The sequence below is a fragment of the Ilyomonas limi genome, from assembly GCF_005233845.1.
Lineage (GTDB): Bacteria > Bacteroidota > Bacteroidia > Chitinophagales > Chitinophagaceae > Ilyomonas > Ilyomonas limi.
The window spans coordinates 182,897-208,604 of the sequence record NZ_SZQL01000003.1 but is presented as its reverse complement, the minus strand read 5'-3'; the positions used below and the strand labels follow the sequence as shown (position 1 = coordinate 208,604).

The following is a 25,708-nucleotide window of genomic DNA, read 5'->3' as shown; positions in this document are numbered from 1 at the left end:
TGCTTAATGGTGCAATCTTCTCAAAACTTTAAAACAGCCGTGCGTATCGTGTTCTATTTTTGCACAATTTTTAATTCTCTTTCATGCAGCAGTACCAGCGTTATTTATCGTTCACCAGGTTGTTATTAATTTGGTTGTTTGTAGTCATTCTTGCCGGCAGTATTGTGCGCACTACACATAGCGGCATGGGCTGCCCGGATTGGCCAACCTGCTTCGGCAATGCTATACCGCCCACACAGGAATATCAGGTGCGTTTTCAAGCGGATCATGAATATAGAAAAGGACAATTTATTATTTATAACGACAGCCTGAAATATGCAAATAAAACTTTTAAAAGTGGCGCTGCCTATAACCCTGCCGACTGGCAGCAATATGAGAAAAACAACTACGCCAAATTCAATGTATATCAAACGTGGATTGAGTATATCAACCGTCTTACAACCGGCGTTTTAGGTTTTATCATTATTGCGCATATTATCTGGAGCTGGCGGCTGTTTGGCAAAACAAGGCGGTCCATTCTTTACTGGTCGCTTTCCTTGTCGCTGCTTACTGCATTTGAGGCATGGCTGGGCAAGATAGTGGTTGATACCAACCTGGAGGTAGTGAAAATAACGCTGCACATGCTCTTTGCATTATTAATAGCTGCAGTTGCGGTTATTATTATTCACAAGGTAAAAGCAGCGCCGAAAGTAGTTGGTAAACAACTAAAATGGTTGAGCACAATTACTTTGCTGGTGGTATTGGTGCAAATAGTATTAGGCACTGAAGTACGTGAGCAAATAGATGAAATATCACTGGCACTTAGCTATACCAGCCGCGAGCTTTGGATAAGTCGTCTCAATGGCTGGTTTGAGGTACACCGCGATGTAGCATGGGCAGCAGCTATATTGTGCGTTTATCTTTTCTGGCAATCACTTCCGCACAAAGTGTTACAACGTACTGCTTTCATCATTCTTGCCTGTGTGGCAGGCACGGTATTGCTGGGCTTGATATTAATGTATGCAAATATTCCTGCTGCTGTACAGCCGCTGCATTTACTGCTCTCCAGTATTTTGATTATTGCTTTGTTTGCATATAGGTTGAAGGTGAAGTAAACTTTCGTAGTAAATTAAGCGTGCAAAATCAAATCGTAAATCTGATAAAACAGGTGTTATGGAAAATATACAGCAGCCACTGGTTTTGCTCGATTGATAAATAAACTTTGGACTAAAAGTGAGGCTGAACTTAAAATGATATGTACGCAATTATCGGCAAACGAATTAGCAGAAGAATGAAAAATATTATTAAAGACACAGACTTCAATAATGCTACTGAAGAGATATTACAAAAGTCATTCAAAAGAAATACTATCCGGAGCAACAGGCATAAAATAGTTATTGAGATTTCTTAAAAAACTTTATCATAAATATTGCTGCTACTATCACTGTTAGCCCAGGACATAGGATCAATAAAGTGCGCTAAATCCGGAATAAAGTTTTCGGGTAAAGACTTTTTAGCAATGGTAATTTTCTTTTTTATGCTGCCGTCATCAACAGGCTGTATTGTAATAATTAGTTTCCTTTTGTTGATATCGTAATACGCTGTTCTAATTCTAACAGGAACATTATTATACTTTTCATCCATAATAACTTCATGTAATTCTATGCTAATCAGTAAATATTTTTTAAGCTCTTGGTTAAATGTATAATGCAAGCTGAAAAAACCACCATGAAAGCTATGTTCAATGTTAAGCGTGTCATTTGATATAGCCCATTGAGGGCCTCTGCCATCGCGTATATATCTTGCGGAGCTATCTATAACCGTCAATGTATCATTCCTTCTCTCAAGTACGAAAATTTTACCAATTGGGTCTGCATTGCCGGTGTCTTTACGCCACGCCTGAATGATAATGATATTGTCCTGATCACCTTTTTGCTCAATATAAAAATCGTCAACAAAATTATTATTTGAAGTATCAAAATAAAACTCCGGTCCGATCAGTTGATTAATCTCTTTGATTACTGTTGTATCCTGAGCGAAGGATAACTTTGAAGAAAATAAGAAGATTAAAAAGAAAATAAAACGCATTTCTTATGTAGGTTGTTTGCTTTATAAAATACAATCCCTGCCTGTACCTGCAACTAACTATTGAAGGCTAAGGATAATAAGAAATGCTGACAGGGTTTCAAATCCTGTCAGCATTATAAGTAAAAGCCGCAATCACAGCATATTTTCCCGCACTTTCCCGTTACTACTTTTGCTATAAAGTATGGTAAAAGGATAAGTACCTGAGCCTGATTTTGTGGTAAAACGTGTCTGACACGTTCAAAATTCAACGTAATTACAATTAGTTATTAATTCAAACAACCATATAGCTTTTTAATAAAACACTCTCTTTCATTCAGCATCACTTCCAGCCGCCGCCCAATGCACGATATAGTTCTATTAAAGAATAAAACATTTGCTCTTTGGTATGTACCAGTTGCATTTGCGCATCTATCACGCTGCGTTGTGCCGTAATCACTTCAAGATACGAGGCGTAGCCGGTTTTAAAGAGGAGGTTAGAAGTAATAACTGCCTGATTCAGCACTTCAGCTTCTTTCTCTTTCAGCCTGTATACTTCTTCTAAATTTTGAATACTGCTCAGGCTGTTCACTACTTCGCGCACTCCATTTTGTATAGTTTGCTGATAAGCATAATACGCATCTATGCGGGCAGCGCTGGCAGTACTAAGATTGCGCCGCAACATGCCCTGGTGAAACACCGGTGCTGTAAGTCCGCCCAAAATGCCATATGTGAGTGAGCCGGCATTTACCATCATCGGCAGCTTAAAGGCATTCATGCCAACGTACGGCGTAAGCGTAACATTAGGATAAAAAGCTGCCCTTGCGGCGCTTACATCTGCTTTGGCGGCCACCAGCTCAAGTTCTGCCTGCTGTATATCCGGCCGGCGGTGCAACAACTGTGCTGGCACGCCCGCCTGCACTATTGAGGGCAACGTTTTGCTGAGCAATGAAGTGTCGCGCAGCACTGGCTGCGGGTAGCGGCCAAGCAACATATTAATTTCATTTTCGGTTTCGGTTATTTGCTGCAGCGTTATCCCTTTCAGCGCCATCGTATGGAGCAGTTGTGCCCTGAATTGCTCTACAGCCAATTCGTTGGCGCGGGCAGCCTGCTTTTGTATTTTCACAATTTCCAATGCCGAATCCTGCAGGCGGATATTATTTTGAATAATAGCTAATTCATTATCCAGCGCCAGCAATTGATAATACCGGCTGGCTACCTCTGCTACCAACGAAGTTCTTATGAGTTGTTCACCCTTTTGCGAAGCTAAAAAGCGGGCGTATGCTGCTTTCTTCAGGTTTTTGAGTTTGCCCCAGATATCCAGTTCCCAGGTGCTGCGCAAACCTGCAAAAAAGTCGGGTGTAACCGGGTAAGGAATGCGTTGCTTGCTGTTGAGATTGTCTGATAGATTGGTGTCGTAATTGCCTACGCCGCTTTGGGTGTACTTGCCATATTTATCCACGCCGGCAGTTACTTCTGCATCTACACGCGGCAGCAGAGCGCCTTTGCTAATGTAGTATTGGTTGCGCGCAATGGTGATGCGCTGCATTGCCCTTTTTAAGTCGAGGTTTTGCTGCAGGGCAGTGTCAATCAGGCTTACAAGATACGGGTCGGTAAATAGTTGCTTCCAGGGTACATCGCCGAGGCTGGTGCTATCGACGCCTAAGCTATCGGCATATACTGTTGGTGTTTGAATGTGTGGTAAAGGTGCCGGCTGCGATACTTTACAACCTATGTTGCTTATTAATACGATTGCTGTAATTACAATTCCGATCTTGTTTTTTATGCTCATGCTTACTCAAAAATTTAAAACATAAGGTGGATGATCAGCAAAATTTTTCGCTCATCCACTGCCATTATTTGGTATTATTTTATTGTCTTCCTACGGAAGATGTTGCTGGTAAAAAAGACATACAACCGGCTATTAGTATCTTAGGAAAACGCATGATTTCGCTTGTAAGCGGGCGGATAGTATGCAAGCCATTGTGTATGCTTTTCATCTGCTATTACGAGCTGCTATACAGGATACATTTTCTAAACTTACTATAACCGTTTTTCTCCTCACAACAGCTAATTCTGATTATCGTTTATAGTAATTTCTTCTTTCACTATCGTTACCTGTGTGCGCTGTAATATCAATTGTTTTCTCTTTTTGCCTTCGGCCATTTTTGCAAATAGCACATACAAGCCGGGCACGAGCACCACACCAAACAAAGTACCGATGAGCATGCCGCCAGCCGCAGTTGTACCTATAGAGCGGTTGCCAATAGCACCTGCGCCCGAAGCAATACACAGCGGAATCAAACCGGCGATAAAGGCAAAAGAAGTCATCAATATCGGGCGCAGGCGCGATACGGCACCTTCCTGCGCTGCCCGCAAAATAGTTGCACCTTCTTTACGCCGCAAGATGGCAAACTCCACAATTAATATGGCATTTTTGCCCAGCAAGCCTATCAACATTACCAGGGCTACCTGTGCGTAAATGTTGTTTTCCAATCCAAATAATTTCAGGAATAAGAATGACCCGAAAATGCCCGCAGGAAGCGAAAGGATAACGGATAAGGGCAGTAAGAAACTTTCGTACTGGGCAGCCAGCAATAAGTACACAAACAGGAGACAGATAGCAAAAATGTAGAGCGCCTGATTGCCCGATAGTATTTCTTCGCGCGTCATGCCGCTCCACGCAATGGTGTAGCCGCGCGGCAGCTTTTCGTCTGCCACTTTTTGCACGGTAGCAATAGCATCGCCGGTGCTGTAGCCGGGTTTAGTTTCGCCGCTTATCATTGCTGCGGTGTACATGTTATAGCGTGTTACCTGCTCGGGTCCGTACACGCGCTCCATGCGTATAAAAGTGCTCAGCGGTACCATTTCCCCTTTGTTATTTTTTACATACAGCTTCAACACATCTTCGGGCTTGGCGCGGTAGCCGGGCGCTGCCTGCAACATTACTTTATACATTTGCCCAAAACGTATAAAATTGCTTGTGTAATAACTACCCATCAGCGTTTGCAAAGTGCTTAATGCGTTATCAATCGTTACCCCTTTTTGTGCCGCTATTTCCTGGTTTACGTGTATCATGTATTGCGGAAAATTGGCATCGAAAGAAGAAAAAGCATCACTGATTTCGGGCGTTTCTTTTAGCTGGCTCATAAACTCGCGCGTAACTTTTGCTGTCCGCTGCATATTGCCTTCGCCGGTATGGTCGAGCAACTGCATTTCTATACCGCTGGCATTACCAAAACCCGGTACTGTTGGCGGCGGAAAGAACTGTATCACTGCATCAGAAATATATTTCGTTTGTTCTTCCAGTTCTTCAATAATGTCATCCGCAGTGCCTTTGCGGTCTTCCCATGCTTTCAGATTAATCATTGCCATACCATACGAAGCACCCACTGTTTCGTTTAAAATGCTGTAACCGGCAAGCGTGGTAATGTTTTCTACGGCATCTACTTTTTTAGCGGCAGTATATACCTGTTCCAGCACTTTTTCGGTACGCTCCAGCGTGGCACCGGGTGGTGTGGTTACATTTACATAAATAACACCCTGGTCTTCGGTAGGTATAAAGCCGGAAGGCAGCACCGAGCCAAGTCCCCATGTGGCCGCAAAGAAAGCAACGAGTAAGCCTAACGTAATTACCCTGTGGGCAGCCACAAAGCCAACCAATCGCTTGTATTTATTTTCAGTAGCACTATACCAGCGGTTGAAGCCGCCAAAGAAGCGCTGCATCAGTGATGGTTTGCGGTTATGTTTGGGTGGCTTTAGTAAAAGCGCACAAAGAGCCGGTGTAAGCGTAAGCGCATTAATACCCGATATAACAATGGCTACGGCCAGCGTAATAGAAAACTGACGGTAAAACACCCCTGCCGGTCCGGTCATAAAAGCAACCGGAACAAACACTGCCGACATCACCAGTGTAATAGCTACAATAGCGCCGGCAATTTCTTTCATACTTGCCAGCGTTGCCTCCATGGGCGGCAGGTGTTCATCGTGCATTTTGGCATGCACCGCTTCTACCACCACAATAGCATTATCTACCACAATACCAATTGCCAGCACCAGTGCAAACAACGTAAGCAGATTGATTGAAAAGCCCAGCATTTGCATAAAAAATAAAGAACCAATTAGCGCCACAGGCACCGCCAATGCGGGAATTAAAGTAGAACGGAAATCCTGTAAAAAAATAAACACTACGATGAATACGAGTATAAATGCTTCTATTAATGTCTTCAACACTTCATGGATGGAAGCATCTATAAAACGCGATACATCGTAGCTGATATCGTACGTCATGCCAGGTGGAAAAGTAGCGGCTTTCAGTTCTTCCATGCGCTGTTTTACATTGGCTATTACCTCACTGGCATTGGAGCCGGGGCGCTGCTTCATCATAATAGAAGCCGACGGGCGACCATTGGTACGCGAAACCATGTTATAATCCTCGGAACCAAACTCCACATCTGCCACATCTTTCAGCTTTAATACCGAGCCATCGCTGTTGGCACGAATAACAATATTGGCATATTGCTGCGGCTCGCTGAACTTGCCCGTGTAGCGCAACACATACTCCTGTGTTTGCGGCATTTTATCGGAACTTAAACCGGTTTTACCAGGTGCTGCTTCCACATTCTGGCTACGGATAGCTGCAATAATTTCATCGGCAGAGATATCGTAAGCCGCCATTCTATCGGGCTTCAACCATACGCGCATAGCATAATCGCGCGAACTCATTATTTCCACGCGCCCTACGCCATTGATGCGCTTAAGTTCCTTCAATACATTGATGTCGGCAAAATTGTAAATGAAGTTTTCGTCCAGCGTTGTATCCGAACTCATAATGTTGAGATACATCAGCATACTATTCACTTCTTTTTCGGTGGTTACGCCTGCTTTTATTACCTCTTCGGGCAGTTCGTCCACTATGGTAGTTACGCGGTTTTGTACGTTTACAGCAGCCACATCGGGGTCGGTGCCCACTTCAAAATTGACGGTGATGAGCGTAACGCCGTCATTGCCGCAAACCGTTTGCATATACGTCATGCCAGGCACGCCGTTGATGGCTCTTTCCAGCGGTGTAGCAACCGCTTTGGTACATACTTCGGCATTGGCGCCGGTGTAGGTAGCCGTAACAGTAACGGCAGGTGGCGCAATATCGGGAAACTGGGTAACCGGCAGGGTAAACAAAGCCAATACACCCAACAATACAATGATGAGGGATATAACTAAAGAAAGAACAGGTCGTTGTATGAATGTTTTGAACATGAAGCAACAAGTTTTTTCATGATATAAATAAAAAGGTGCTTTACCCCACCGCGTATTGCGGCAGAACAACATATAATGAAGAAAAAGCTACTGTTATAATTTTTGCGCCAGCAGGCTATCCATTGTTATAAAGTTTGGTTTAATGATCATACCGTCGCGTGCTTCCTGTATGCCTTCGTACAATATTCTGTCGCCGGGCTGTAAGCCGGATTTTACCACATAAAAATGCGAGAAACGCAGTCTTGGCTGGAAGCTTTTCATTACCAGGCGGTTGCTGTCGGTCAGTACAAACACATAGTCTTTATCCTGAATTTCGAGCACCGATTTTTCGGGCAGAATAACAGAGTTGTCTATATCCATCGGCAGTTCGATGGTGCCGGTAGAGCCATGCCGCAATATTTTATCGGGATTGGGAAAAATGGCGCGAACAGCAATAGAGCCGGTATTTTCGTCAAACTCGCTTTCTATTGTTTCTATTTTGCCGTTGTATTTATAAGGGCTGCCGTTGGCTAATATGAGGCGTACATCGTTTTCGCCATTCAGTTTGTGTTCGGTCTTTAAAAAGTTGAGGTATTCGTCTTCGGAGATATTGAAATAGGTATAAACAGAGCTGATGTCGGTAGCGGTGGTAAGCAAATCACCTTCATTTAAGAGGCTGCCTACTTTTAAGGGTATGCGGTTGATAACGCCATCAAAAGGCGCATATACATTGGTATAAGATAGTTTGGTTTCTACATTGCTCAATGTTGATTGCAGCTCTTGTATCCTGGCTTTGGCGGCGCTCAGTTTTGCTTTGGCAACATCCAGCTCCGATGCAGTAACTACATTTTTATCTACCAGCAGTTTTACTCTTTCCAGTTCCAGCTCTGCCGATTTGCTGTCGGCGATAGCTATGGATAAAGCAGCTTTGGCTTTAGCTGCATCCTCTTTGTATTGTTTATCTTCTATGTGAAATAATAGTTGTCCTTTTTTTACCTGTTGTCCTTCATCTACATATATTTTTTCTAGAAAACCCGGTATGCGGTTTCTTATTTCTACATTCTGTACTGCCTGTATATCGGCTACATAAGGGCGCGATACAGAAGTATCAATCGCTTTTAACCTGGTGACCGGCAGCGTTTCCGGCTCACTTACTTTTTGTTGCTCTTCGCCGCAGGCGGTCAAACCAATCAGAACACTTACACAGATAAAAAATTTATTCATACGGTTGCTTGTTTTAAAAATATACTGCTTACCTGTACGCGTATTTCCTGATACAGGTAAAAACTATTACTCATCGGTTTTTACGACGGGTATTAAGGGCAATATTACTTGTAAATGAGCGGCATGATTGATAAGCCGTATTAACAATAATGGCCTCGCAAAGAAGCTGTTATTGCTTAGAACAGGAACAGACTTTCGGGTAAAGCAAAAATGCTTTATGAGCCTGCCATCCAACTATCCACAAACAGATTGCCGCAAACCGGCAATTGCCTGTTTTTGACATGCTACAAAGGTATAAAAAACAGTACTTAAAGCGAAGTGTGAGCGCATACACTAGCGTGGTAAACACACCATAACTGTCCCATAATTAGATACAAATGCCCGTGCAAGAGGTTATATTGTATTAACGTACAGCTTGTTTTGGGTGTAAAAAGTAGTAAAAAAGTTATTTGTTAAATATTTTTTATATTAGTAAAGCACACCAAATAAGAGGTGATAAAACGTATCCGGCACATTCAAATTGTCTGATACGTTTCCTTGTTTTAAAGCACGCTAAATAGCGATGTATCATTGCGGTATGCTACACACCAAACGGATAAGTTTCCGGCGTTTTGGCGTTGTGTGGTTCCATGTGCAACGGATGCAAGGCTTGGGTTGTATCCAGATAAATCAATGCATCATATCGTTCGGCCAAAACAGAAGGTACGTAGTTTCCATACTTTTCGCGCAGCGGATCGTACACTACGCCAATGGCCCGATGACGCACACGCTGCTGATACAATTTATCATGCTCCTCACTAAACAGTATATAGCGGTTATGGCTACTTTCTTCATGCAATATTTCTTCTATACTGCCTTCTCTTGCTTCCGGCACTTCCATTACCCGCATCGGCTCGCCCCATTCGTCGCCGGCTATTACCGTGCCCTGGTACGATGCAAAACCACATAAGTACACATTATCAACGCCATATTCCTCACGCGCCAACTGCCCAATATTGAACATGCCTGCCCCTTTCATATCGGTAGCTCTTGCATCGCCAATATGTGTATTGTGCTCCCATACAATACCTTTTGAATCCAGCCTATGAAACCGCAACAGCCGCTGCAAGGTTTCCATCATGTGTGTGTCACGCACATTCCAGCTATTATCATCAAAACCTATCATACTACTATAATATTTTTCTGCATTTACGGCTATCAGCGCATTCTGCTCGGTATTAAAACCAGCTTCTCTATCGCCATCCAGAAACTGTGCTTTCATTCTTATTTCGCGCAGCAGGTTTACTACTTCGTCGCGGCAGCTATGTTTGGTAAGTGAGTACCGCGCATACATATGCTCGTTTTCCTGAAAAGGCTCAAAGCATTGTATGGCTTTGCGTACCGATTTAGCGGTTTGCGGGTCTTCTTTATCCAGATAATTCATCATTACTTTCATGCTATCCCAAAGGCTATATACATCCAATCCGTAAAAGCCTACTCTTTTATCTGCCGGTAAATCTTTATTGTATTCGCGCAGCCATTCGGCAAGGGCTGCCACTTCCCAGTTTGCCCACATCCAGGTAGGCCAGCGGTCAAAAGAATTGAGTATGGCTTTAATGTCATCGCCGGCATCTTTATAGCCCTTTACATACCGGTTAATTAAGTAGCAATCCGGCCAATCGCCTTCCACCGCAATAAAGTTGAAACCTTGTTCCTGTATCAAACGTTTGGAGATAGCCGTGCGCCAGGTATAAAATTCATGTGTGCCATGCGATGCTTCCCCCAGCATTACAATACGTCTGCCATTCATGTCTTCGAGCAATGGCGTCAAATCGTTGGAAGTGGTGAGTGGATACATACGAAAGAATTTTAATAATGAACTATATGATAGCTGCACAATTTTGATACCGCAGATGAATGCTGATGAGGTAATGGCTGTAATCTTAGGTAAGCATTTTTGGTATGTTCCGGTTGTATTAAAGTATATATTTGTTGAAAGCGGGGCTATATTTTAATCTATGAATACACTATACGAAGCGGCTGATTTTTTAAAGCAAAAAGGCATACACGAACCATTTGCAGGCATCGTACTGGGCACTGGCCTGCATCAATTCATTCATTATATAAATAATCCTGTTGTTATTCCGTACAGCGATATTCCGAATTTTCCATTATCAACCGTGGAGTTTCACAAAGGCAATTTGATATATGGAAATATTGGAGAAAAGAAGGTGCTCGCCATGCAGGGTCGCTTTCATTTTTATGAGGGTTATACCATGCAGCAAGTAGTATTTCCGATACGTGTAATGAAGTTGTTGGGCATTCAATACTTATTATTAACTAATGCGGCGGGTGGTATCAATCTTAATTTTAAGAAAGGCGATTTGGCGCTCATAAATGACCACATCAACCTGCAAACGGGCAACCCGTTGACAGGAAAAAATATAGATGCATTAGGCTCACGTTTTCCCGATATGAGCGAGCCTTATAACAAGTATTTGTGTAATGTATTGCAGCAAGCAGCAGACAAATTGAATGTACCTTTGAAAGAAGGCGTATATGCAGCCGTAAACGGTCCGAATCTGGAAACCAAAGCCGAGTATCGTTATCTCAAAATTATTGGTGCCGATATGGTAGGCATGTCTACTGTGCCCGAAGTGATTGCGGCCAATCATGCACAGTTGCCTTGCGCTGCTGTTTCGGTTATTACCGATGAATGCGACCCTGATAATTTGCAACCAATAAACAACATCGCAGAAATTATTGAAGTGGCAGGCAAAGCCGATAAGCAACTTTCACAAATACTCTATCAAACTATTCTATCCCTATAATCGTAATTCTTTATATGGAAAATCATTATTACAATGCCGAAGATCTCGGCAAATTTGGCGCAGTTAGCGAATGGCAAAAAACAATGGGCGATAAATTTTTTGCATGGTATAGTGAAGTATTTAAAGAGGGTGCTTTATCGGCTAAGGAAAAATCATTGATAGCTTTAGCTGTCGCGCACGCAGTGCAATGTCCATATTGCATAGATGCGTACAGTAGCGATGCATTTGAAAAAGGCTGGAGCGAAGAACAAATGATGGAGGCTGTGCATGTAGCAGCAGCCATACGCGGCGGTGCATCGCTGGTGCATGGCGTGCAAATGATGAATAAAGTGAAGGAAATAGCGATGTAATAAGTCGCGAGCGATAAACTGCAAGAAAAACGTATAGCAATTGTATCTGTAATTAGCCGCAAGCTTTTTGCTATTAGAATAAGAGACGTTAAGAATAATAATTGATGAAATCATTACAAGCTATGCACCACCTGCTTGCAGAGGCAGGCCATCAAATAGAAGTGTTGGAGCACCAGGGAGAATTGCCAATGTTTAGAGATAAACTGCAGGTGGTTGGCTTATTTCCCTTACTACCGGTAAGTGCGGAGATCTTTCAGGTGAATATTGGAAAAATGTGCAATCAAACGTGCAGGCATTGTCATGTGGATGCGGCTCCCGACAGAAAAGAAATTATGACACGCGAAACAATGCAATTGTGTTTAGATGTATTGAAAAATAATCCATCCTTTACAACGGTTGACGTTACGGGCGGTGCACCGGAAATGAACCCTGATTTCAGATGGTTTGTAGAAGAGATCAAAAAGCTCAATAAGCATATCATAGTACGTTGCAATCTTACTATTATTCTTGCCAACAAACGCTTTCACGATTTGCCTCATTTCTTTAAAAAACATGAGGTAGAAGTAGTTTCTTCCCTGCCATTTTATACGCAGGACAGAACCGACCGGCAGCGTGGCAATGGTGTGTTTGAACATTCTATACAGGCTTTACAAATGTTGAATGCGGTTGGTTATGGCACAGCAGGTTCGGGCTTGTTATTAAACCTCGTTTACAATCCTGCAGGTGCTTTTTTACCACCATCACAAGCAGCCTTAGAAAAGGAATACAAAGCAGAATTATTGAAACGGTATAATATCTTTTTCAATAACCTGTATGTGATTACCAACATGCCCATCAGCCGCTATTTGGATTATCTGCTGGTAAGTGGTAATTACGAAAAATACATGGATAAACTGGTAAATGCTTTCAATGTAGCAGCCGCCAAAAATGTGATGTGCCGCAACACCATTTCTGTAAGTTGGGATGGATTTTTATATGATTGCGATTTCAACCAGATGCTCGATTTGAAAGTAAGTTGCAGTCACTCGCAACATCTTTCCAGTTTTGATGCAAAGGCGATGAATCAGCGTAGCATTGTAGTAAACCAGCATTGCTACGGGTGTACTGCCGGTGCAGGTTCCAGTTGCGGTGGAGCAGTGGCAAAATAAATTTTTGTAAAACGAATCAATTATCAAAGCAGGCATTAAGTTGCATTAAACACTTCTTTGTGCCTTCGCGCTTTTGTGGCAAAAAACATTTGGAAACAGCACTCATCATATTTGTACGCCCACCTATTTTAGGCAAAGTAAAAACGCGCCTCGCCAAAACAATTGGTGATGTAAAAGCATTGGAAATTTATAAAGAATTGCTTCAACATACGCACAGCATTACTCAAACACTCCCTTGCGATAAATATGTTTTTTATACAGATAATATTAAGCGAAATGATATTTGGGAGAATAGCATTTACCATAAAGAAGTGCAAAGTGGTAATGAATTAGGCACACGTATGAGTACTGCTTTTGAAGGTTTAATTCAGAAGAGATATCAGCATATTTGTATTATCGGCAGCGATTGTTTTGAATTAACAACAGATATTATTCAACAGGCTTTTAATATGCTGCAGCAGTATGATGTAGTGATTGGTCCTTCAGCAGATGGTGGATATTATTTACTGGGACTTAACAATATGCATCCACTTTTGTTTACCAATATTCAATGGAGCACCTGCAACGTATTGGAGCAAACAATAGCTGCCTGTATTGCTTCCAATTGCTCGCATATACTGTTACCAATGCTGCATGATATAGATGATGAAAAAGATTGGATACAGCATCAAACCAAACAAGCCGCTTTATGATAAGCATTATCATTCCTGCTTATAACGAAGAAGCCCAGATTGCGGCAACTATTGCAGCCATAAGAGTGCAGAGCAATGCAGCATATATCACCGAAATTATTGTAGCCGATGGTGGCAGCAGCGATGGAACGGTGGAGGCTGCAAAAGCTGCGGGCGCTGTTGCTGTGGTAAGCCCGGCTAAAGGACGGGCGGCACAAATGAACTACGGCGCATCTATGGCAAAAGGTAAAATCCTGTATTTTTTGCATGCTGATACATTGCCTGCAACAAACTTTACAACAAACATTATCAATGCTATTGATAAAGGTTTTGAAGCAGGTTGTTTTATGCTCACTTTCAATCATGCGCATTGGTTTTTGAAAGCTAATTGCTGGTTCACGCGCTTTGATGTAAATGCTGTCCGTTTTGGTGATCAAAGCTTATTTATTACAAAGGAAAAGTTTATACAAGCGGGTGGTTTTTGCGAAAAACATATAGTGATGGAAGACCAGGAAATTATTAAGCGCATAAAGAAAATTTGCTGCTTCACTGTTATAAAAAAACCGGTGATTACTTCTGCACGTAAATATTTGGAGAATGGTATTTATAAAACGCAGGGTATCTTTTTTATTATTTATTTTATGTACCAGTTAGGCTACCCGCAACAAACCCTGGTAAATACTTACAGGCGGTTAATACGGCAGGATAAGTTATAGTTATTAATGCAGTGTATAATAAAAATACTGTTGTAAAAAAATATTTGTAAACATATATGGATGGAAAAGTTAAGAGCCATTTTTGATAGCATTGGCACACCAGTATTAATGGTTGTTTTTGCTACACTTTTTATTATAGAAGGTAGAAGGCAGTTGCGTAAAAGAGTGCAATCGCGGTGGCATCGTATTTTCATCAATTTTGTTGTTTCGCTGCCCGCTTTTACATTGCTGCGTTTACTCCTGATTCCTGCCATGGTATGGCTGGCAGTACAAAATGAAGGATGGCATTTTGGGTTGAATTATTTATACAATTTGCCTGCATGGGCGGAAGCAGCCATTGCCTTTATTTTATTGGATTACACCAATTATTGCTGGCATATACTCAACCATAAAATTCCTTTGTTGTGGCGCTTCCACCTTGTGCACCATACTGATGCAGATCTGGATGTAACCACTGCTATCCGTTTTCATTTTGGTGAGATTATCGGGTCGGTCTTCTTTCGCGGTGCGGCAGTAGTAGTGCTCGGTGCAACGCCGTTGCTCGTGCTCATTTATGAAATTGTTTTTGAAGCCTGCACACAATTTCATCACAGCAATATGAAGCTGCCTTTAAAAGTGGAAAAGGCACTAAACATACTGATGGTAACGCCACGTATGCACGGCATTCATCATTCAGTGGTGCGTAGCGAGACAGACTCTAATTACTCCGTTATCTTTTCTTTTTGGGATAGAATACATCGTACCATGAACCTGCACATTCCGCAGCAGCAGGTAGTGATTGGCGTACCTATGTACAGCAATCATCAGGAGTTGACGATTGGTTTTTTATTAAAGTTACCTTTTACCAAAATAAGAGCATGGAAGCTGAATGTACCGGAAGAAAATTCGGGTAAAGAAGAAATACGCTATTGACCAATGTGAGTAGTGAATTGTAAGTGCTGGAATTATTCACTATCTACATTCACAATTGACAATTCACCACTCACAAAATCACTATAATCTTTTAATGCTGATAATCGCTACCGGAGGCATAAATGCCTGATCCTCTTCGGGCTGGTCATAAATCTTTCGCACTACATCCATGCCTTTTACCACTTTGCCAAAAGCAGCATAGCCTTGCCCGTCAGGATTATTTTCACCACCATAATCAAAGCCCGGCTGGTTGCCTACGCAGATAAAAAATTCGGTAGTAGCCGTACCCGGTGCCTGCCGTGCCATGCTCAATATACCATCGGTGTGGTGAATGCCGGTTTGTTGCGTAGTCTCGTGCGGAATGCCGGGTAAGGCTATGGATTTTGATGGTGCCGTTTTCCATATTCCGCCCTGTATCAGCTTTGCTTTGGCAGCATTAGACGGCTGGTTATCGGTACTGAGTATGCGATAAAAGTAGCTCCGGTTGTACAAGCCCGAATCTACATAGCGTAAAAAAGCGGTAGCTGTTTTAGGTGCCTTATCGGTGTATATCTCTGCTTCTATATCGCCAAAACCGGTTGAGATAATTACATGCGGATATTTGTATTTGGGCGATGAACAAGCTATTACAATAATTGCAATCAGTGCTATACTATAATACCATCGTTGCATAATTGATAGAATAATTTTAAGTTTTTAATTTCAATCTTACCAGGTATTGCCCATATTCATCTTCTGCTATAAACTTCACGGCATAGCCTTCCGCAACAGCTATTTGCTTCAACAACTTTTTATCAATATACAGCCAGGTAAACCATTCTGTTTTTTGTTTTTTATATTGATAACGGTAGGCTGTTTCGCCATAATAATACTGCCTGGGCAATGGGTTTCCTTCATAAATATATGCCACATCTGATGAATCGAAAAGCAATTGCCCGCCGGGGAGTAATAGTTGTTTGGCATGCTGTAAAAAACGTTGCAAACCGCTTATGGTATTTACCAGTCCAATACCATTCATCAGCAATAATAAGGTATCAAATTGATCACCTGTATAGTCGAAAATATCCTGATGCAAAGGTTTCGTTATGCCGCGATGCTGCATTACTTCAACTGCTTTGGCAGAGGTGTCTATAGCCGTTACCGCGTGCCCATGTTGCTGTAGCCATAAAGCATGGCTGCCTGCTCCGGCACCAATGTCCAATATCTTTCCCTTGCAATATTGCAAAGCCGCTTGCTCCGGCAGCGGCATATCATTGTATTGCCTGAAGTACATGGCAACAGGCATTTCTTCCTTTGGTCCGTATTGATTGATAATCCACAGCTTGCCTTGCTTTTTACTAAAATAGTAGTCGTGCAGCGCAGCACCCAACACATCGTTGCTCATAGGTTAAAATGAAATAATAAACAAATGTGCTGTATAATTGAATAGGAGACCAACAAGATGAAAGAATTGTGCGGTATAAGGAAAAATCATGCAGCAAACAGATGTAATTTTATAAGGATATTATATTTTGAAAAACAAAATATAGAGATATTGCCGCCGCAACGAGCAGCATTGTTGAAAAAAGTTTTAAATTGCCACATTCCCCAAATGTTATGGCATTAAAGATTATAGACTATGGCTCGCCTGAGTATAAGCAAATGGTACAGTTGCGTTACAATATTTTGCGCAAACCGCTCGGGCTTGAATTTGAATCCAAAGACCTGGAGAAAGAGCATAATGATATTTTACTTGGCTGCTTTGATGATGGTAAACTGGAAGGTTGTTGCCTGCTAACGCAAACCGGGCCCAAAGAAGTGCGGCTGCGGCAAATGGCAGTTATATCGGGGCTGCAGGGAAAAGGCATTGGCAAAGCACTAATACAATTTGCCGAGAATATTGCCCGCGACCGGGGTTTCGAAATGATATGTATGCACGCCCGCAAATCGGCGATGGGTTTTTATGAGAAATTGGGCTACGAAAAAATAGGTGACGAATTTATCGAAGTTACCATTCCGCATTATAAGATGGAGAAAAGGCTGTAAACTGAACCGGCTTACTTTGCACTTCTGTGCGTAATATGCGTTCTGAAAATGGTGCGCAGGTCATCAAGCCTGTCGGGCGGAATACATTCTTTTGGCAAGAGAAAAAAAGACTTGGGCGAAAAGTACAAATGAAAGAAATTGGGGCTTTCAAAATAATGCGTAAACTTATTCCAGCTCCACTCTACATAGCCACGCTTGTTTTGCAGGCGTACCTGGCGCTCCAGTATGAAAATGGTAAAATTATCTTTAAAAGTGCCGGAACGCCTGTAAATAATATTGGGTAGAAGATACCAAAAGCTAATCATTAGAAAAATCCAGATAATGCTGCTCAGCAAAAAAGGCTCGGGACGAATTCGCTTTGTATAAAACAATACCGCCGACGTAATGGCGAAAATATTGACAAGAATAAGCAGGATGCGGATTTCTTTACGTGTAATAAAGTGGTAGCGTAAACCTTGGATTACCTTTTTTTTGTTGTACGAAATACTAAACTGCATGTTTCAAAAGTAAGCACATTTTGATGCGTATAAAGCTGGTGCACAAAATACATTTATAAAGCTTGTTTTTGAATCATGAAACCAGGAAAATAATAGGCACATAAAGAACAAAGGCAACGCGATTCCAAATTTTTGGAAATTGGTAATTCTTTACTGTTGAAATTTTTTAGGCTGTTTAAGATAGAAGAAGAGGGAAACAATGAGTATTCTAAGAAAAGAATTTGCACGAAATATTCTATATTTCTTTCGGTACTACGCTGTGTCTTCTGTTATTTTGTGGATCAAACAATTTTTTAACCGTCTTCTAAACACATTGGTTCCATTATTACACTGCAATCCCTAAAATAAAAGGAAAACACGGTAGGATGCTTTTCCTGTTATTTATCAGTCAAGTGCATTGATTTTTATCTGTTAGCTTTGTATTTTATTATTTATTAGGTATTAAGGAAAACTTTTACAGTTATTGTTGCTATGCCGCATAGAGAAGCGAATTTACACCAGTTAGAAGCTTTGTTTAATTATGCCACTATTGGTATTGTGGTTACCGATGCACAGGCGCGCATTATCAACTTCAACAGGTGCGCCGAAGGGCAGTTTGGCTATACAAGAGATGAAGTGTTGGGTAAGAAAATAGAAATTCTGTTGCCCGAAGATTACCGCAACAGCCATGTGCATTACCGCGATGTGTTTTTTGGCGATCCGCACCCGCGCCGCATGGGGGAAGGCAGAGATCTGAATGCCCGCAAAAAAGATGGTACGGAGTTTCCGGTAGAAGTAAGCCTTACCTATTACACCGCCGACCAGACGTATGTGATTGCATTCATCATAGATATTACGGTACGCAAGCATAGCGAACAAATTGTGTTAGAGCAAAAGGAAGAACTGCAACGCGTAACCAAAGAGATAAGACAACTGAATGCAGTGCTGGAGCAAAAGGTAGCAGACCGCACCAAAATGCTGCGCGAAACCTTAGCAGCATTAGAGAAATCGAAAGAAGAAGTAAATGAAGCACTGAAAGCAGAAAAAGAATTAGGCGAGCTGAAATCCAGGTTTGTAACGATGGCTTCACACGAGTTTAGAACGCCTTTGAGTACTATTTTAACATCGGCTTTCCTGCTGGAGAAATACAACAATGTGCACGAGCCTGCCAAACGCGAAAAGCACATTCAGCGCATCAAAATAGCCGTAGGTGATATGCGCAGCATACTGGAAGATTTCTTATCGCTTGGCAAGCTGGAAGAAGGTTTGATAAAAGCTACTATTGCAACCGTGCAGGCCGAAGAGTGCTTTGCGGTAATAAACGATGTAGTGCACGAAATGGAACCTGTATTTAAGCCAGGGCAAAAAATACAATACACATTTAATGGTAGCGGCGAAATATCTGTTGATAGGCAATTGTTGAAAAATGTGTTGATGAATCTGCTGTCTAACGCCAGTAAATTTTCACCCGAAAACGGTGTTATAAAAGTAGCGGGTACAGTAACTGATGACCAACTGCAAATTGTGGTGCAAGACAATGGTATTGGTATTTCCAAAGAAGATATGCAGCACTTGTTTGAGCGTTTCTTCCGTGCAAAAAATGCAAGTAATATACAAGGCACCGGTCTTGGGTTGCATATTGTTGTAAAATATCTCGACCTGATGAATGGCACCATAGATGTACAAAGCGAACTGAATAAAGGAACAACTTTTACTGTTCGTATTCCGGCATAAACGTTTTAGTTTTTATGAAAAGAATATTGATAATAGAAGATAACGATGAAGTAAGAGAGAATACCGCAGAAATATTGACGCTCTCGGGTTATGAAGTATTAACGGCAGCTAACGGAAAGGAAGGTGTGGAAGTGGCTTTGGCACAACGCCCCGACCTGATTGTGTGCGATATAATGATGCCCGTACTGGATGGCTACGGCGTACTGCACCTGCTGAGTAAACACGAGGACACGGCTTCGATACCCTTTATTTTTCTTACTGCAAAAGCCGAAAAAGCAGACCTCCGCAAAGGTATGGAAATGGGCGCTGATGATTATCTTACCAAACCTTTTGATGGAATTGAACTCTTAAACGCCATAGAAGTAAGATTAAAGAAAGCCGCCGCATTAAAACAAAAACTGAACGCGAACAACGAAGATCTTTCTGCATTTATAAACAATGCAAAGGAGAAAGGCTTGTTAAAGCTTACAAACAAAGAAAGCATCATTTACACGTATAAGAAAAAGCATATCCTGTACAGCGAAGGCCAGAAGCCCAAAGCAGTGTACTATATAATAAGCGGTAAAGTAAAAGTATATAAAACCAACGAAGATGGTAAAGAACTGATTACCGATATGTACACCACAGGCGATTTTTTTGGTTACCTGCCGGTGCTGCAGGATGTAAACTACCGTGATAATGCTGAATTGCTGGAAGATGCCGAAATGATGCTGATACCACGCGAAGACTTTAAAAAACTTATTACTGCCGATGCACAAACAGCCAAAGAATTTATTGGGTTGATGACCAACAACATGATGAACAAAGAAGAAGATTTGCTGAACCTGGCATATAATACATTGCGCAAAAAAGTAGCATACGGATTGGTACGGATGGCTGAAAAATATAAAGCTGATAACGGCAAAGAAACCATTATCAGCTTATCGCGCGAAGACATGGCACAGTCTATTGGCATAGCTACCGAATCGCTGATACGCACGCTTACAGATTTCAAGAAAGAAGGACTGATAGACCTGCAGCCGGGTAGGGTAATAATACTAAACGAAAACAAACTACGCAATTTGCCATATTAAGCAACGGAAGTATTCAGTTCGCTTAGTAGTTTACCCTCCTGGTTTTGCTGTTCCAGCGTCCAGTCGTTGGTGAGGGTAGTTTCAATCCATACGTTGCAAAACTTACGATATACTTTTACCCTCAAACCTGCTTTTTCTAAAAACTCCTGTTCCAGCCGGGCAACCGTTTGGTGTATGCCTATGCTGATAGCGGTGGCAGGTACTCTTGCAATTACTTCGTTTGCGTGCATAGCTTCTGCTTTGCCTGCATGTTGCCTTATCATTTCAATCTTCAGGTAAGGGTAGCGTATATTGAAATCAGTTTGTATCTGCTTTACTTGTTTTCCAGCTTCTATCTGCAGCATAGTCCTAATAATTTTTATAATTCATTACAAATGTACCCGGATTCAAAAGCCTTCAGAAAGACTAACATCATTTTAAAATATGAGATTCGTCAGGTATCTGCTTACCGGTAAAAAATAAAAAGAAGAGCGCACAAAGCCTTCCTTTTTACAAGAAGGCTTTTGCGCTAACATATACCTAAAGAAAACCACTCTTATGATTAGTAGGTAATTAGCATCTTAGAATTATACCGCTCACAGATTTCGCTTTAGCTGTTGTGTAGAATCACACCTGTCAGCACTTAAATCTGGTTTCAAAAATTTGTTTTAATGTATTAACGGGCAAGATAACCGCCGTCCACTGCATAGTAGCTGCCGGTTACAAAGGATGCTTTATCAGAGCTTAGCCACACCACCAGTTCGGCAACTTCTTTCGACTCGCCCAGTCTTCCAATCGGGTGTAAGGGCACCAAAAAAGATTGTTTTACATTATTGTCCATCCCTGCCTCGGTAAGCAAAGGAGTATTGATAAATGCCGGCCCTATTGCATTGATGCGGATACCTTTTGCAGAATATTCCAGCGCTGCCGTTTGTGTCAGTCCAATTACGCCATGCTTTGCTGCCACATAACCCGCTGCATTGGCAAAGCCAACAGACCCAAGTATAGAAGAGTTATTGACGATAGCTCCGCTGCCCTGCTTTTGCATTTGCAGCAACTGGTATTTCATGCAGTAAAACACACTGTTGAGGTTAATGGTAATCACCTTGTTCCAGCCTTCAATACTCATATCGCCTACTGCACTGCTTTCGCCACCAATGCCTGCGTTATTGAAGGCAATGTCTAAGCTGCCAAACGTTGCTACGGTTGTATTTACCAGTTGTTCGCACGCTTCGGGCTGGCTTACATCGGCTTTTACAAATATGGCTTTGCCGTCATGTTGTTGTATTTGTTTTACTACTTTATTGCCTTGCATTTCATGAATATCACTCACAACTACGTTAGCGCCATATTCAGCATATAACAAGGCTGTTGCTTCGCCAATACCCGATGCACCACCGGTTACAATTGCGGTTTTGCCGCTTAAATATTTATCCATGAAAGGGGATGTTGCTTGTTAAGAATGTAAGTAGAAAAGTACTGCGCAATACAGAATAAGTAGTACATCTGCTGTCCATGCAAGGACTATCACAGGAATGGTGATTTTAGTAGGCTGTGCAGCAAGGCTAATAATTAACACCGGTACATTGATAACGCATGCTAAAACCCATAGCGGGAAGCTATTATTGCCCATGAAAATGATAGCAGCCAGGGTAAAAGGTAATACTGCTGCTATTTGTACAAGAAGGGCAACCACTAACCACAATATTCTGCTGTATTCTTGTTTTTCGCACCAGTTAATAAATTTTGAAAAGACATTTTTGCTAGTTTTCTTAACACTGGGATGCTGATCGGTAGCTACAAAATCATGTACTTCGGTTGTTGATATTGCTTGTTGCATAACTATAATTTTTTGAGATTTGCTGGTGCAAATCTCAGCACTACTGCCTCTTTATTGCATGATATACGTCAGGTAAAAAGATGATTCTCGTCAGGTTTATGAGCTATTTGTGATCAATAATTGTTACGGTTAAGGAATTACTTGATTGGAACCCTGAAGACAGGGACCTGCTGCAGGCTAAAGGATACGCGAAGTATGCTTTTTTTATTCTCTTTGCGTTCTCTGTGACTTCGTGGTTCAAAAAAGCTGCATTTGCTCACCTTTGCCTATTTTTGCAGCTTAAAAAATCCTGCACATGGAGATAGCGCCCGGCGCTTTGCTGCAAACAATCAATAGCCCTGCCGATATAAAAAAATTGGATCGTTTGCAATTGCACCAGCTTTGTGATGAGCTGAGACAATACATTATAGATGTGGTAAGTGTACATGGCGGGCACTTTGCAGCCAGTCTTGGTGTAGTAGAACTTACCGTAGCCTTACATTACATTTATAATACACCCTACGATCAGTTGGTGTGGGATGTAGGTCATCAGGCGTACGGGCATAAGGTACTCACAGGGCGCCGCGAGAACTTTATCTCCAACCGCAAATACAAGGGCATCAGCGGCTTTCCCAAACGCAGCGAAAGTGAATACGATACCTTTGGCGTAGGACATTCTTCCACGTCTATTTCTGCCGCACTGGGCATTGCCATGGCTGCCAAATACAAGAAGGAAAACCGTAAATCGGTAGCTATTATTGGCGACGGCGCCATGACGGCGGGAATGGCATTTGAAGGATTGAACCATGCCGGTGTAGCCGATGCCGATATGCTGGTAGTATTGAATGATAATGGCATTGGCATAGACCCGAATGTGGGTGCATTGAAGGAATATCTCACCGATATTACTACCTCTCAAACCTACAATAAACTGCGTGATGATGTTTGGAACCTGCTTGGAAAACTACCCGTAGGTAAACGCTTTACGCGCGACATGGCAAGCAAGCTGGAAACCGGCATCAAAGGGCTGATAAGCAAACGCAGCAATTTGTTTGAGTCTTTAAACTTCCGCTATTTCGGGCCAATTGACGGGCACAACATTACCAAGCTGGTAGATACTTTATACGATTTAAAAAATATTCCTGGTCCCAAACTGCTACACATTATTACTACAAAAGGTAAAGGCTACGCACTTGCTGAGAAAGATCAAACCAAATGGCACGCGCCCGGACTGTTTGATAAAGTAACCGGCGAGATTTACAAAAAAGTATATGATACGCCGCAACCGCCCAAGTACCAGGATGTGTTTGGCAAAACTATTATAGAACTGGCAGAAAAGAACCCGCTGATTATGGGCATTACACCGGCTATGCCCAGCGGCTCCTCGCTTAAGTTTATGATGGAAGCTATGCCCAACCGTGCTTTTGACGTAGGTATTTGCGAGCAACATGCGGTAACATTGAGTGCTGGTTTGGCCACGCAAGGCATGAAGGTTTTTTGCAACGTGTATTCTTCCTTTATGCAGCGTGCCTACGACCAGGCAGTACATGATGTAGCCATACAAAAATTGCCTGTTATCTTTTGTCTGGACAGGGCAGGCCTGGTAGGTGAAGATGGACCTACACACCACGGTGCTTATGATATTGCTTACTTCCGCTGCATACCCAATATGATTATCAGTGCGCCGATGAATGAGCAGGAATTGCGCAACCTCATGTACACCGCACAGTTGGAAGAAACGAAGCTGCCTTTCGTCATCCGCTACCCACGTGGGGAGGGGGTAATGCAAAACTGGCAAACACCTTTTGAAAAACTGGAAATAGGTAAAGGCAGAAAGCTGAAAGATGGTAATGATGTAGCTGTTTTAACCATTGGTCATCCCGGCAATTTTGCCACTGTTGCCATACGCCAGTTGCGCACGGAAGGCATTGATGCTGCACATTACGACCTGCGTTTTATAAAGCCTATAGATGAAGCTTTACTGCACGAGGTATTTGCAAAGCATAGTAAAATAATAACTGTTGAAGACGGAACAATTATAGGCGGTTTTGGTGCTGCGGTATTGGAGTTTATGGCAAAATATAATTACACCGCCGAAGTAAAAACCTTGGGCATTCCAGACAGGATTGTAGAACACGGCACATTAAAGGAACTTCATGCAGAATGTGGTTACGATGCCAATGGCATTGCGGCTACAGCAAGAGCAATGATGCAGGATAGTGTGCGGGTGAAGGTAGAATTGCTGGGGTAAGTTAATGCGGAATTAGCTGCATAAATTACAATAGTTTCATACAATACGCAATTTTAAGCTTCGCCACCCAAATGTCAAACCTTGATAAAAGGAGTTATTGAGTTTTACCTTAATAAGCATCCACAAAGGCTAAACGCTTCTCCCGGCATGTGTTTCACATGCCGGAGCAACATGAAAGCTTAACGTAAGTTCTTTTTCTCTCACAAAGGAATAATATTTGAAACAGGTGTTGCAAACTATGGCAACATCTCACAAATCTATATACGGCGCACTCGTGGCTAATGTGCTGATTGCCATTACCAAATTCATTGCCGGTGCTGTTACCAACAGCGGCTCCATGATATCCGAAGGGGTGCATTCGATGGTAGATACAGTTAATGAATTGCTTTTACTGCTTGGTATTCACCAAAGCAAAAAGCCACCGGATATAAGACGCCCGTTTGGCTACGGCAAAGAGTTGTACTTCTGGTCGTTTATTGTTTCTATTTTAATATTTGGGCTGGGTGGCGGCATTTCCATTTATCAGGGTTATATGCATATCCGTCATCCCGAAAATTTAGGCGATCCATTCTGGAACTACATTGTATTGGGCACTTCCATCATTTTCGAAGGTACTTCGCTCATTATAGCCATCAAAGAATTTAATAAAGTGCGTGGCAAACAATCGTGGTGGGAGGCTGTAGTACGCAGCAAAGATCCTTCTAACTTTTTAGTGTTATTTGAAGACAGTGCTGCAGTTGCTGGATTATTTGTAGTAATGATTTTTATGTACCTGAGCCATGCCTTTAATAAACCTTTTTTAGATGGCGTGGCATCGGTGATAGTAGGGCTTTTGCTTGTGGGGGTATCGTTAGTGTTGGCGCGCGAAAGTCGTAGTTTATTAATGGGCGAAGGTATTGCACCCACTACTCAGGAAAAGATTATTGCACTCACCGAAAAAGATGAAGCCGTACTTAAAGTTTTAAACATTGTATCCGATTATCGTTCGCCGGAAGAAGTACTGTTGTTGTTAATCGTAGCCTTCAAAGCCGACCTCGATACAGGTGAAATCAACGAAGCCATTGCAAGGATACGGGAAGAAATAAAAGAAGAATTTAAGCTGGTACGTTACGTTATTATTCAGCCGGAGTTTTATGAAGAAAAGAAAGAGAAAGCTGCTTTGGATGAACAATTACCGCTCTTTTAAATGAAACTTTTACAGAAAGATAAATTTGCAAAACAAAAAGAAAACATGACCACAGC

Annotated in this window: 23 protein-coding genes; 12 read left to right on the top strand and 11 right to left on the bottom strand. The window is 42.0% G+C overall.

Features of this window, described 5'->3' with window-relative positions; translation table 11 throughout:
* The first annotated feature begins 83 nt into the window (after nt 1–83).
* The gene (locus tag FC093_RS05810; RefSeq protein WP_137260807.1) at nt 84–1,094 is read left to right on the top strand and encodes a COX15/CtaA family protein; all 1,011 of its coding nucleotides are present in this window, start codon (nt 84–86) and stop codon (nt 1,092–1,094) included.
* A 292-nt stretch (nt 1,095–1,386) separates the two neighbouring features.
* On the opposite strand, the gene FC093_RS05805 is transcribed toward FC093_RS05810, so the two are convergent.
* From FC093_RS05805 to FC093_RS05785, 5 genes are all read right to left on the bottom strand, one after another.
* The gene (locus FC093_RS05805) at nt 1,387–2,067 is read right to left on the bottom strand and encodes a hypothetical protein (RefSeq protein ID WP_137260806.1); all 681 of its coding nucleotides are present in this window, start codon (nt 2,065–2,067) and stop codon (nt 1,387–1,389) included.
* 319 nt (nt 2,068–2,386) lie between these two features.
* Nucleotides 2,387–3,835 carry a TolC family protein gene (locus tag FC093_RS05800; protein WP_137260805.1) on the bottom strand — a complete coding sequence of 483 codons (1,449 nt, stop codon included), beginning with the start codon at nt 3,833–3,835 and terminating at the stop codon, nt 2,387–2,389.
* Nucleotides 3,836–4,113: 278 nt separating this feature from the next.
* Nucleotides 4,114–7,299, bottom strand: a complete 3,186-nt coding sequence (locus FC093_RS05795; RefSeq protein ID WP_137260804.1) for an efflux RND transporter permease subunit — start codon at nt 7,297–7,299, stop codon at nt 4,114–4,116.
* Nucleotides 7,300–7,392: 93 nt separating this feature from the next.
* Nucleotides 7,393–8,502 (bottom strand): efflux RND transporter periplasmic adaptor subunit, encoded by a 1,110-nt coding sequence (locus tag FC093_RS05790; RefSeq protein ID WP_137260803.1) that lies wholly within the window; start codon nt 8,500–8,502, stop codon nt 7,393–7,395.
* Nucleotides 8,503–9,082: 580 nt separating this feature from the next.
* On the bottom strand, nt 9,083–10,339 hold the full coding sequence (locus FC093_RS05785) for an erythromycin esterase family protein (protein ID WP_137260802.1): 1,257 nt from the start codon (nt 10,337–10,339) through the stop codon (nt 9,083–9,085).
* Between the two features lie 160 nt (nt 10,340–10,499).
* Here FC093_RS05785 and FC093_RS05780 point away from each other — a divergent pair, with 160 nt between their 5' ends.
* The 6 genes from FC093_RS05780 to FC093_RS05755 all read left to right on the top strand — a co-directional run bounded on the left by FC093_RS05780 (nt 10,500) and on the right by FC093_RS05755 (nt 15,109).
* Nucleotides 10,500–11,312 (top strand): purine-nucleoside phosphorylase, encoded by an 813-nt coding sequence (locus FC093_RS05780; protein WP_137260801.1) that lies wholly within the window; start codon nt 10,500–10,502, stop codon nt 11,310–11,312.
* 14 nt (nt 11,313–11,326) lie between these two features.
* On the top strand, nt 11,327–11,662 hold the full coding sequence (locus FC093_RS05775; RefSeq protein WP_137260800.1) for an arsenosugar biosynthesis-associated peroxidase-like protein: 336 nt from the start codon (nt 11,327–11,329) through the stop codon (nt 11,660–11,662).
* Nucleotides 11,663–11,766: 104 nt separating this feature from the next.
* Nucleotides 11,767–12,810, top strand: coding sequence for an arsenosugar biosynthesis radical SAM (seleno)protein ArsS (gene arsS / locus FC093_RS05770; RefSeq protein ID WP_137260799.1), 1,044 nt, complete (start codon nt 11,767–11,769; stop codon nt 12,808–12,810).
* 59 nt (nt 12,811–12,869) lie between these two features.
* On the top strand, nt 12,870–13,502 hold the full coding sequence (locus tag FC093_RS05765; RefSeq protein WP_206106521.1) for a TIGR04282 family arsenosugar biosynthesis glycosyltransferase: 633 nt from the start codon (nt 12,870–12,872) through the stop codon (nt 13,500–13,502).
* Nucleotides 13,499–14,197: a TIGR04283 family arsenosugar biosynthesis glycosyltransferase gene (locus FC093_RS05760; protein ID WP_137260798.1), complete on the top strand. Its 699-nt coding sequence runs from the start codon at nt 13,499–13,501 to the stop codon at nt 14,195–14,197. The genes FC093_RS05765 and FC093_RS05760 overlap by 4 nt, the downstream gene beginning before the upstream one ends.
* Before the next feature lie 60 nt (nt 14,198–14,257).
* Nucleotides 14,258–15,109, top strand: a complete 852-nt coding sequence (locus tag FC093_RS05755; RefSeq protein WP_137260797.1) for a sterol desaturase family protein — start codon at nt 14,258–14,260, stop codon at nt 15,107–15,109.
* 81 nt (nt 15,110–15,190) lie between these two features.
* On the opposite strand, the gene FC093_RS05750 is transcribed toward FC093_RS05755, so the two are convergent.
* Together FC093_RS05750 and FC093_RS05745 are read right to left on the bottom strand one after the other, a co-directional pair.
* Nucleotides 15,191–15,781, bottom strand: coding sequence for a peptidylprolyl isomerase (locus tag FC093_RS05750; protein ID WP_137260796.1), 591 nt, complete (start codon nt 15,779–15,781; stop codon nt 15,191–15,193).
* Between the two features lie 16 nt (nt 15,782–15,797).
* Entirely contained in the window at nt 15,798–16,493 is a 696-nt protein-coding gene (locus tag FC093_RS05745) for a class I SAM-dependent methyltransferase (RefSeq protein ID WP_137260795.1), read from the bottom strand.
* Between the two features lie 212 nt (nt 16,494–16,705).
* Here FC093_RS05745 and FC093_RS05740 point away from each other — a divergent pair, with 212 nt between their 5' ends.
* Nucleotides 16,706–17,134 (top strand): GNAT family N-acetyltransferase, encoded by a 429-nt coding sequence (locus tag FC093_RS05740; protein WP_137260794.1) that lies wholly within the window; start codon nt 16,706–16,708, stop codon nt 17,132–17,134.
* An 11-nt stretch (nt 17,135–17,145) separates the two neighbouring features.
* Here the strand turns inward: FC093_RS05740 and FC093_RS05735 are convergent, their stop codons facing one another.
* Entirely contained in the window at nt 17,146–17,631 is a 486-nt protein-coding gene (locus FC093_RS05735) for a YcxB family protein (RefSeq protein WP_137260793.1), read from the bottom strand.
* A gap of 471 nt (nt 17,632–18,102) precedes the next feature.
* On the opposite strand from FC093_RS05735, the gene FC093_RS05730 reads away from it, so the two are divergent.
* Nucleotides 18,103–19,344 (top strand): PAS domain-containing sensor histidine kinase, encoded by a 1,242-nt coding sequence (locus tag FC093_RS05730; protein WP_137260792.1) that lies wholly within the window; start codon nt 18,103–18,105, stop codon nt 19,342–19,344.
* A 14-nt stretch (nt 19,345–19,358) separates the two neighbouring features.
* Nucleotides 19,359–20,417 carry a response regulator gene (locus FC093_RS05725; RefSeq protein ID WP_137260791.1) on the top strand — a complete coding sequence of 353 codons (1,059 nt, stop codon included), beginning with the start codon at nt 19,359–19,361 and terminating at the stop codon, nt 20,415–20,417.
* On the opposite strand, the gene FC093_RS05720 is transcribed toward FC093_RS05725, so the two are convergent.
* The 3 genes from FC093_RS05720 to FC093_RS05710 form a co-directional block, all read right to left on the bottom strand.
* Entirely contained in the window at nt 20,414–20,761 is a 348-nt protein-coding gene (locus FC093_RS05720; protein WP_137260790.1) for a hypothetical protein, read from the bottom strand. The two genes, FC093_RS05725 and FC093_RS05720, sit on opposite strands and share 4 nt — an antisense overlap.
* Nucleotides 20,762–21,072: 311 nt before the next feature.
* Entirely contained in the window at nt 21,073–21,834 is a 762-nt protein-coding gene (locus FC093_RS05715; protein WP_137260789.1) for a glucose 1-dehydrogenase, read from the bottom strand.
* 18 nt (nt 21,835–21,852) lie between these two features.
* On the bottom strand, nt 21,853–22,236 hold the full coding sequence (locus tag FC093_RS05710) for a hypothetical protein (protein ID WP_137260788.1): 384 nt from the start codon (nt 22,234–22,236) through the stop codon (nt 21,853–21,855).
* 295 nt (nt 22,237–22,531) lie between these two features.
* Here FC093_RS05710 and dxs point away from each other — a divergent pair, with 295 nt between their 5' ends.
* Nucleotides 22,532–24,466 carry a 1-deoxy-D-xylulose-5-phosphate synthase gene (gene dxs, locus FC093_RS05705; RefSeq protein ID WP_137260787.1) on the top strand — a complete coding sequence of 645 codons (1,935 nt, stop codon included), beginning with the start codon at nt 22,532–22,534 and terminating at the stop codon, nt 24,464–24,466.
* A gap of 238 nt (nt 24,467–24,704) precedes the next feature.
* A complete protein-coding gene (locus FC093_RS05700) occupies nt 24,705–25,652 on the top strand; it encodes a cation diffusion facilitator family transporter (protein ID WP_137260786.1) in 948 nt (315 codons plus the stop codon).
* Nucleotides 25,653–25,708: the final 56 nt, after the last annotated feature.

Coding starts and splice junctions, on each gene's coding strand:
- FC093_RS05810 (WP_137260807.1), top strand. CDS start 84: ATGCAGCAGTACCAGCGTTATTTATCGTTCACCAGGTTGTTATTAATT.
- FC093_RS05805 (WP_137260806.1), bottom strand. CDS start 2,067: ATGCGTTTTATTTTCTTTTTAATCTTCTTATTTTCTTCAAAGTTATCC.
- FC093_RS05800 (WP_137260805.1), bottom strand. CDS start 3,835: ATGAGCATAAAAAACAAGATCGGAATTGTAATTACAGCAATCGTATTA.
- FC093_RS05795 (WP_137260804.1), bottom strand. CDS start 7,299: ATGTTCAAAACATTCATACAACGACCTGTTCTTTCTTTAGTTATATCC.
- FC093_RS05790 (WP_137260803.1), bottom strand. CDS start 8,502: ATGAATAAATTTTTTATCTGTGTAAGTGTTCTGATTGGTTTGACCGCC.
- FC093_RS05785 (WP_137260802.1), bottom strand. CDS start 10,339: ATGTATCCACTCACCACTTCCAACGATTTGACGCCATTGCTCGAAGAC.
- FC093_RS05780 (WP_137260801.1), top strand. CDS start 10,500: ATGAATACACTATACGAAGCGGCTGATTTTTTAAAGCAAAAAGGCATA.
- FC093_RS05775 (WP_137260800.1), top strand. CDS start 11,327: ATGGAAAATCATTATTACAATGCCGAAGATCTCGGCAAATTTGGCGCA.
- arsS (WP_137260799.1), top strand. CDS start 11,767: ATGAAATCATTACAAGCTATGCACCACCTGCTTGCAGAGGCAGGCCAT.
- FC093_RS05760 (WP_137260798.1), top strand. CDS start 13,499: ATGATAAGCATTATCATTCCTGCTTATAACGAAGAAGCCCAGATTGCG.
- FC093_RS05755 (WP_137260797.1), top strand. CDS start 14,258: ATGGAAAAGTTAAGAGCCATTTTTGATAGCATTGGCACACCAGTATTA.
- FC093_RS05750 (WP_137260796.1), bottom strand. CDS start 15,781: ATGCAACGATGGTATTATAGTATAGCACTGATTGCAATTATTGTAATA.
- FC093_RS05745 (WP_137260795.1), bottom strand. CDS start 16,493: ATGAGCAACGATGTGTTGGGTGCTGCGCTGCACGACTACTATTTTAGT.
- FC093_RS05740 (WP_137260794.1), top strand. CDS start 16,706: ATGGCATTAAAGATTATAGACTATGGCTCGCCTGAGTATAAGCAAATG.
- FC093_RS05735 (WP_137260793.1), bottom strand. CDS start 17,631: ATGCAGTTTAGTATTTCGTACAACAAAAAAAAGGTAATCCAAGGTTTA.
- FC093_RS05730 (WP_137260792.1), top strand. CDS start 18,103: ATGCCGCATAGAGAAGCGAATTTACACCAGTTAGAAGCTTTGTTTAAT.
- FC093_RS05725 (WP_137260791.1), top strand. CDS start 19,359: ATGAAAAGAATATTGATAATAGAAGATAACGATGAAGTAAGAGAGAAT.
- FC093_RS05720 (WP_137260790.1), bottom strand. CDS start 20,761: ATGCTGCAGATAGAAGCTGGAAAACAAGTAAAGCAGATACAAACTGAT.
- FC093_RS05715 (WP_137260789.1), bottom strand. CDS start 21,834: ATGGATAAATATTTAAGCGGCAAAACCGCAATTGTAACCGGTGGTGCA.
- FC093_RS05710 (WP_137260788.1), bottom strand. CDS start 22,236: ATGCAACAAGCAATATCAACAACCGAAGTACATGATTTTGTAGCTACC.
- dxs (WP_137260787.1), top strand. CDS start 22,532: ATGGAGATAGCGCCCGGCGCTTTGCTGCAAACAATCAATAGCCCTGCC.
- FC093_RS05700 (WP_137260786.1), top strand. CDS start 24,705: ATGGCAACATCTCACAAATCTATATACGGCGCACTCGTGGCTAATGTG.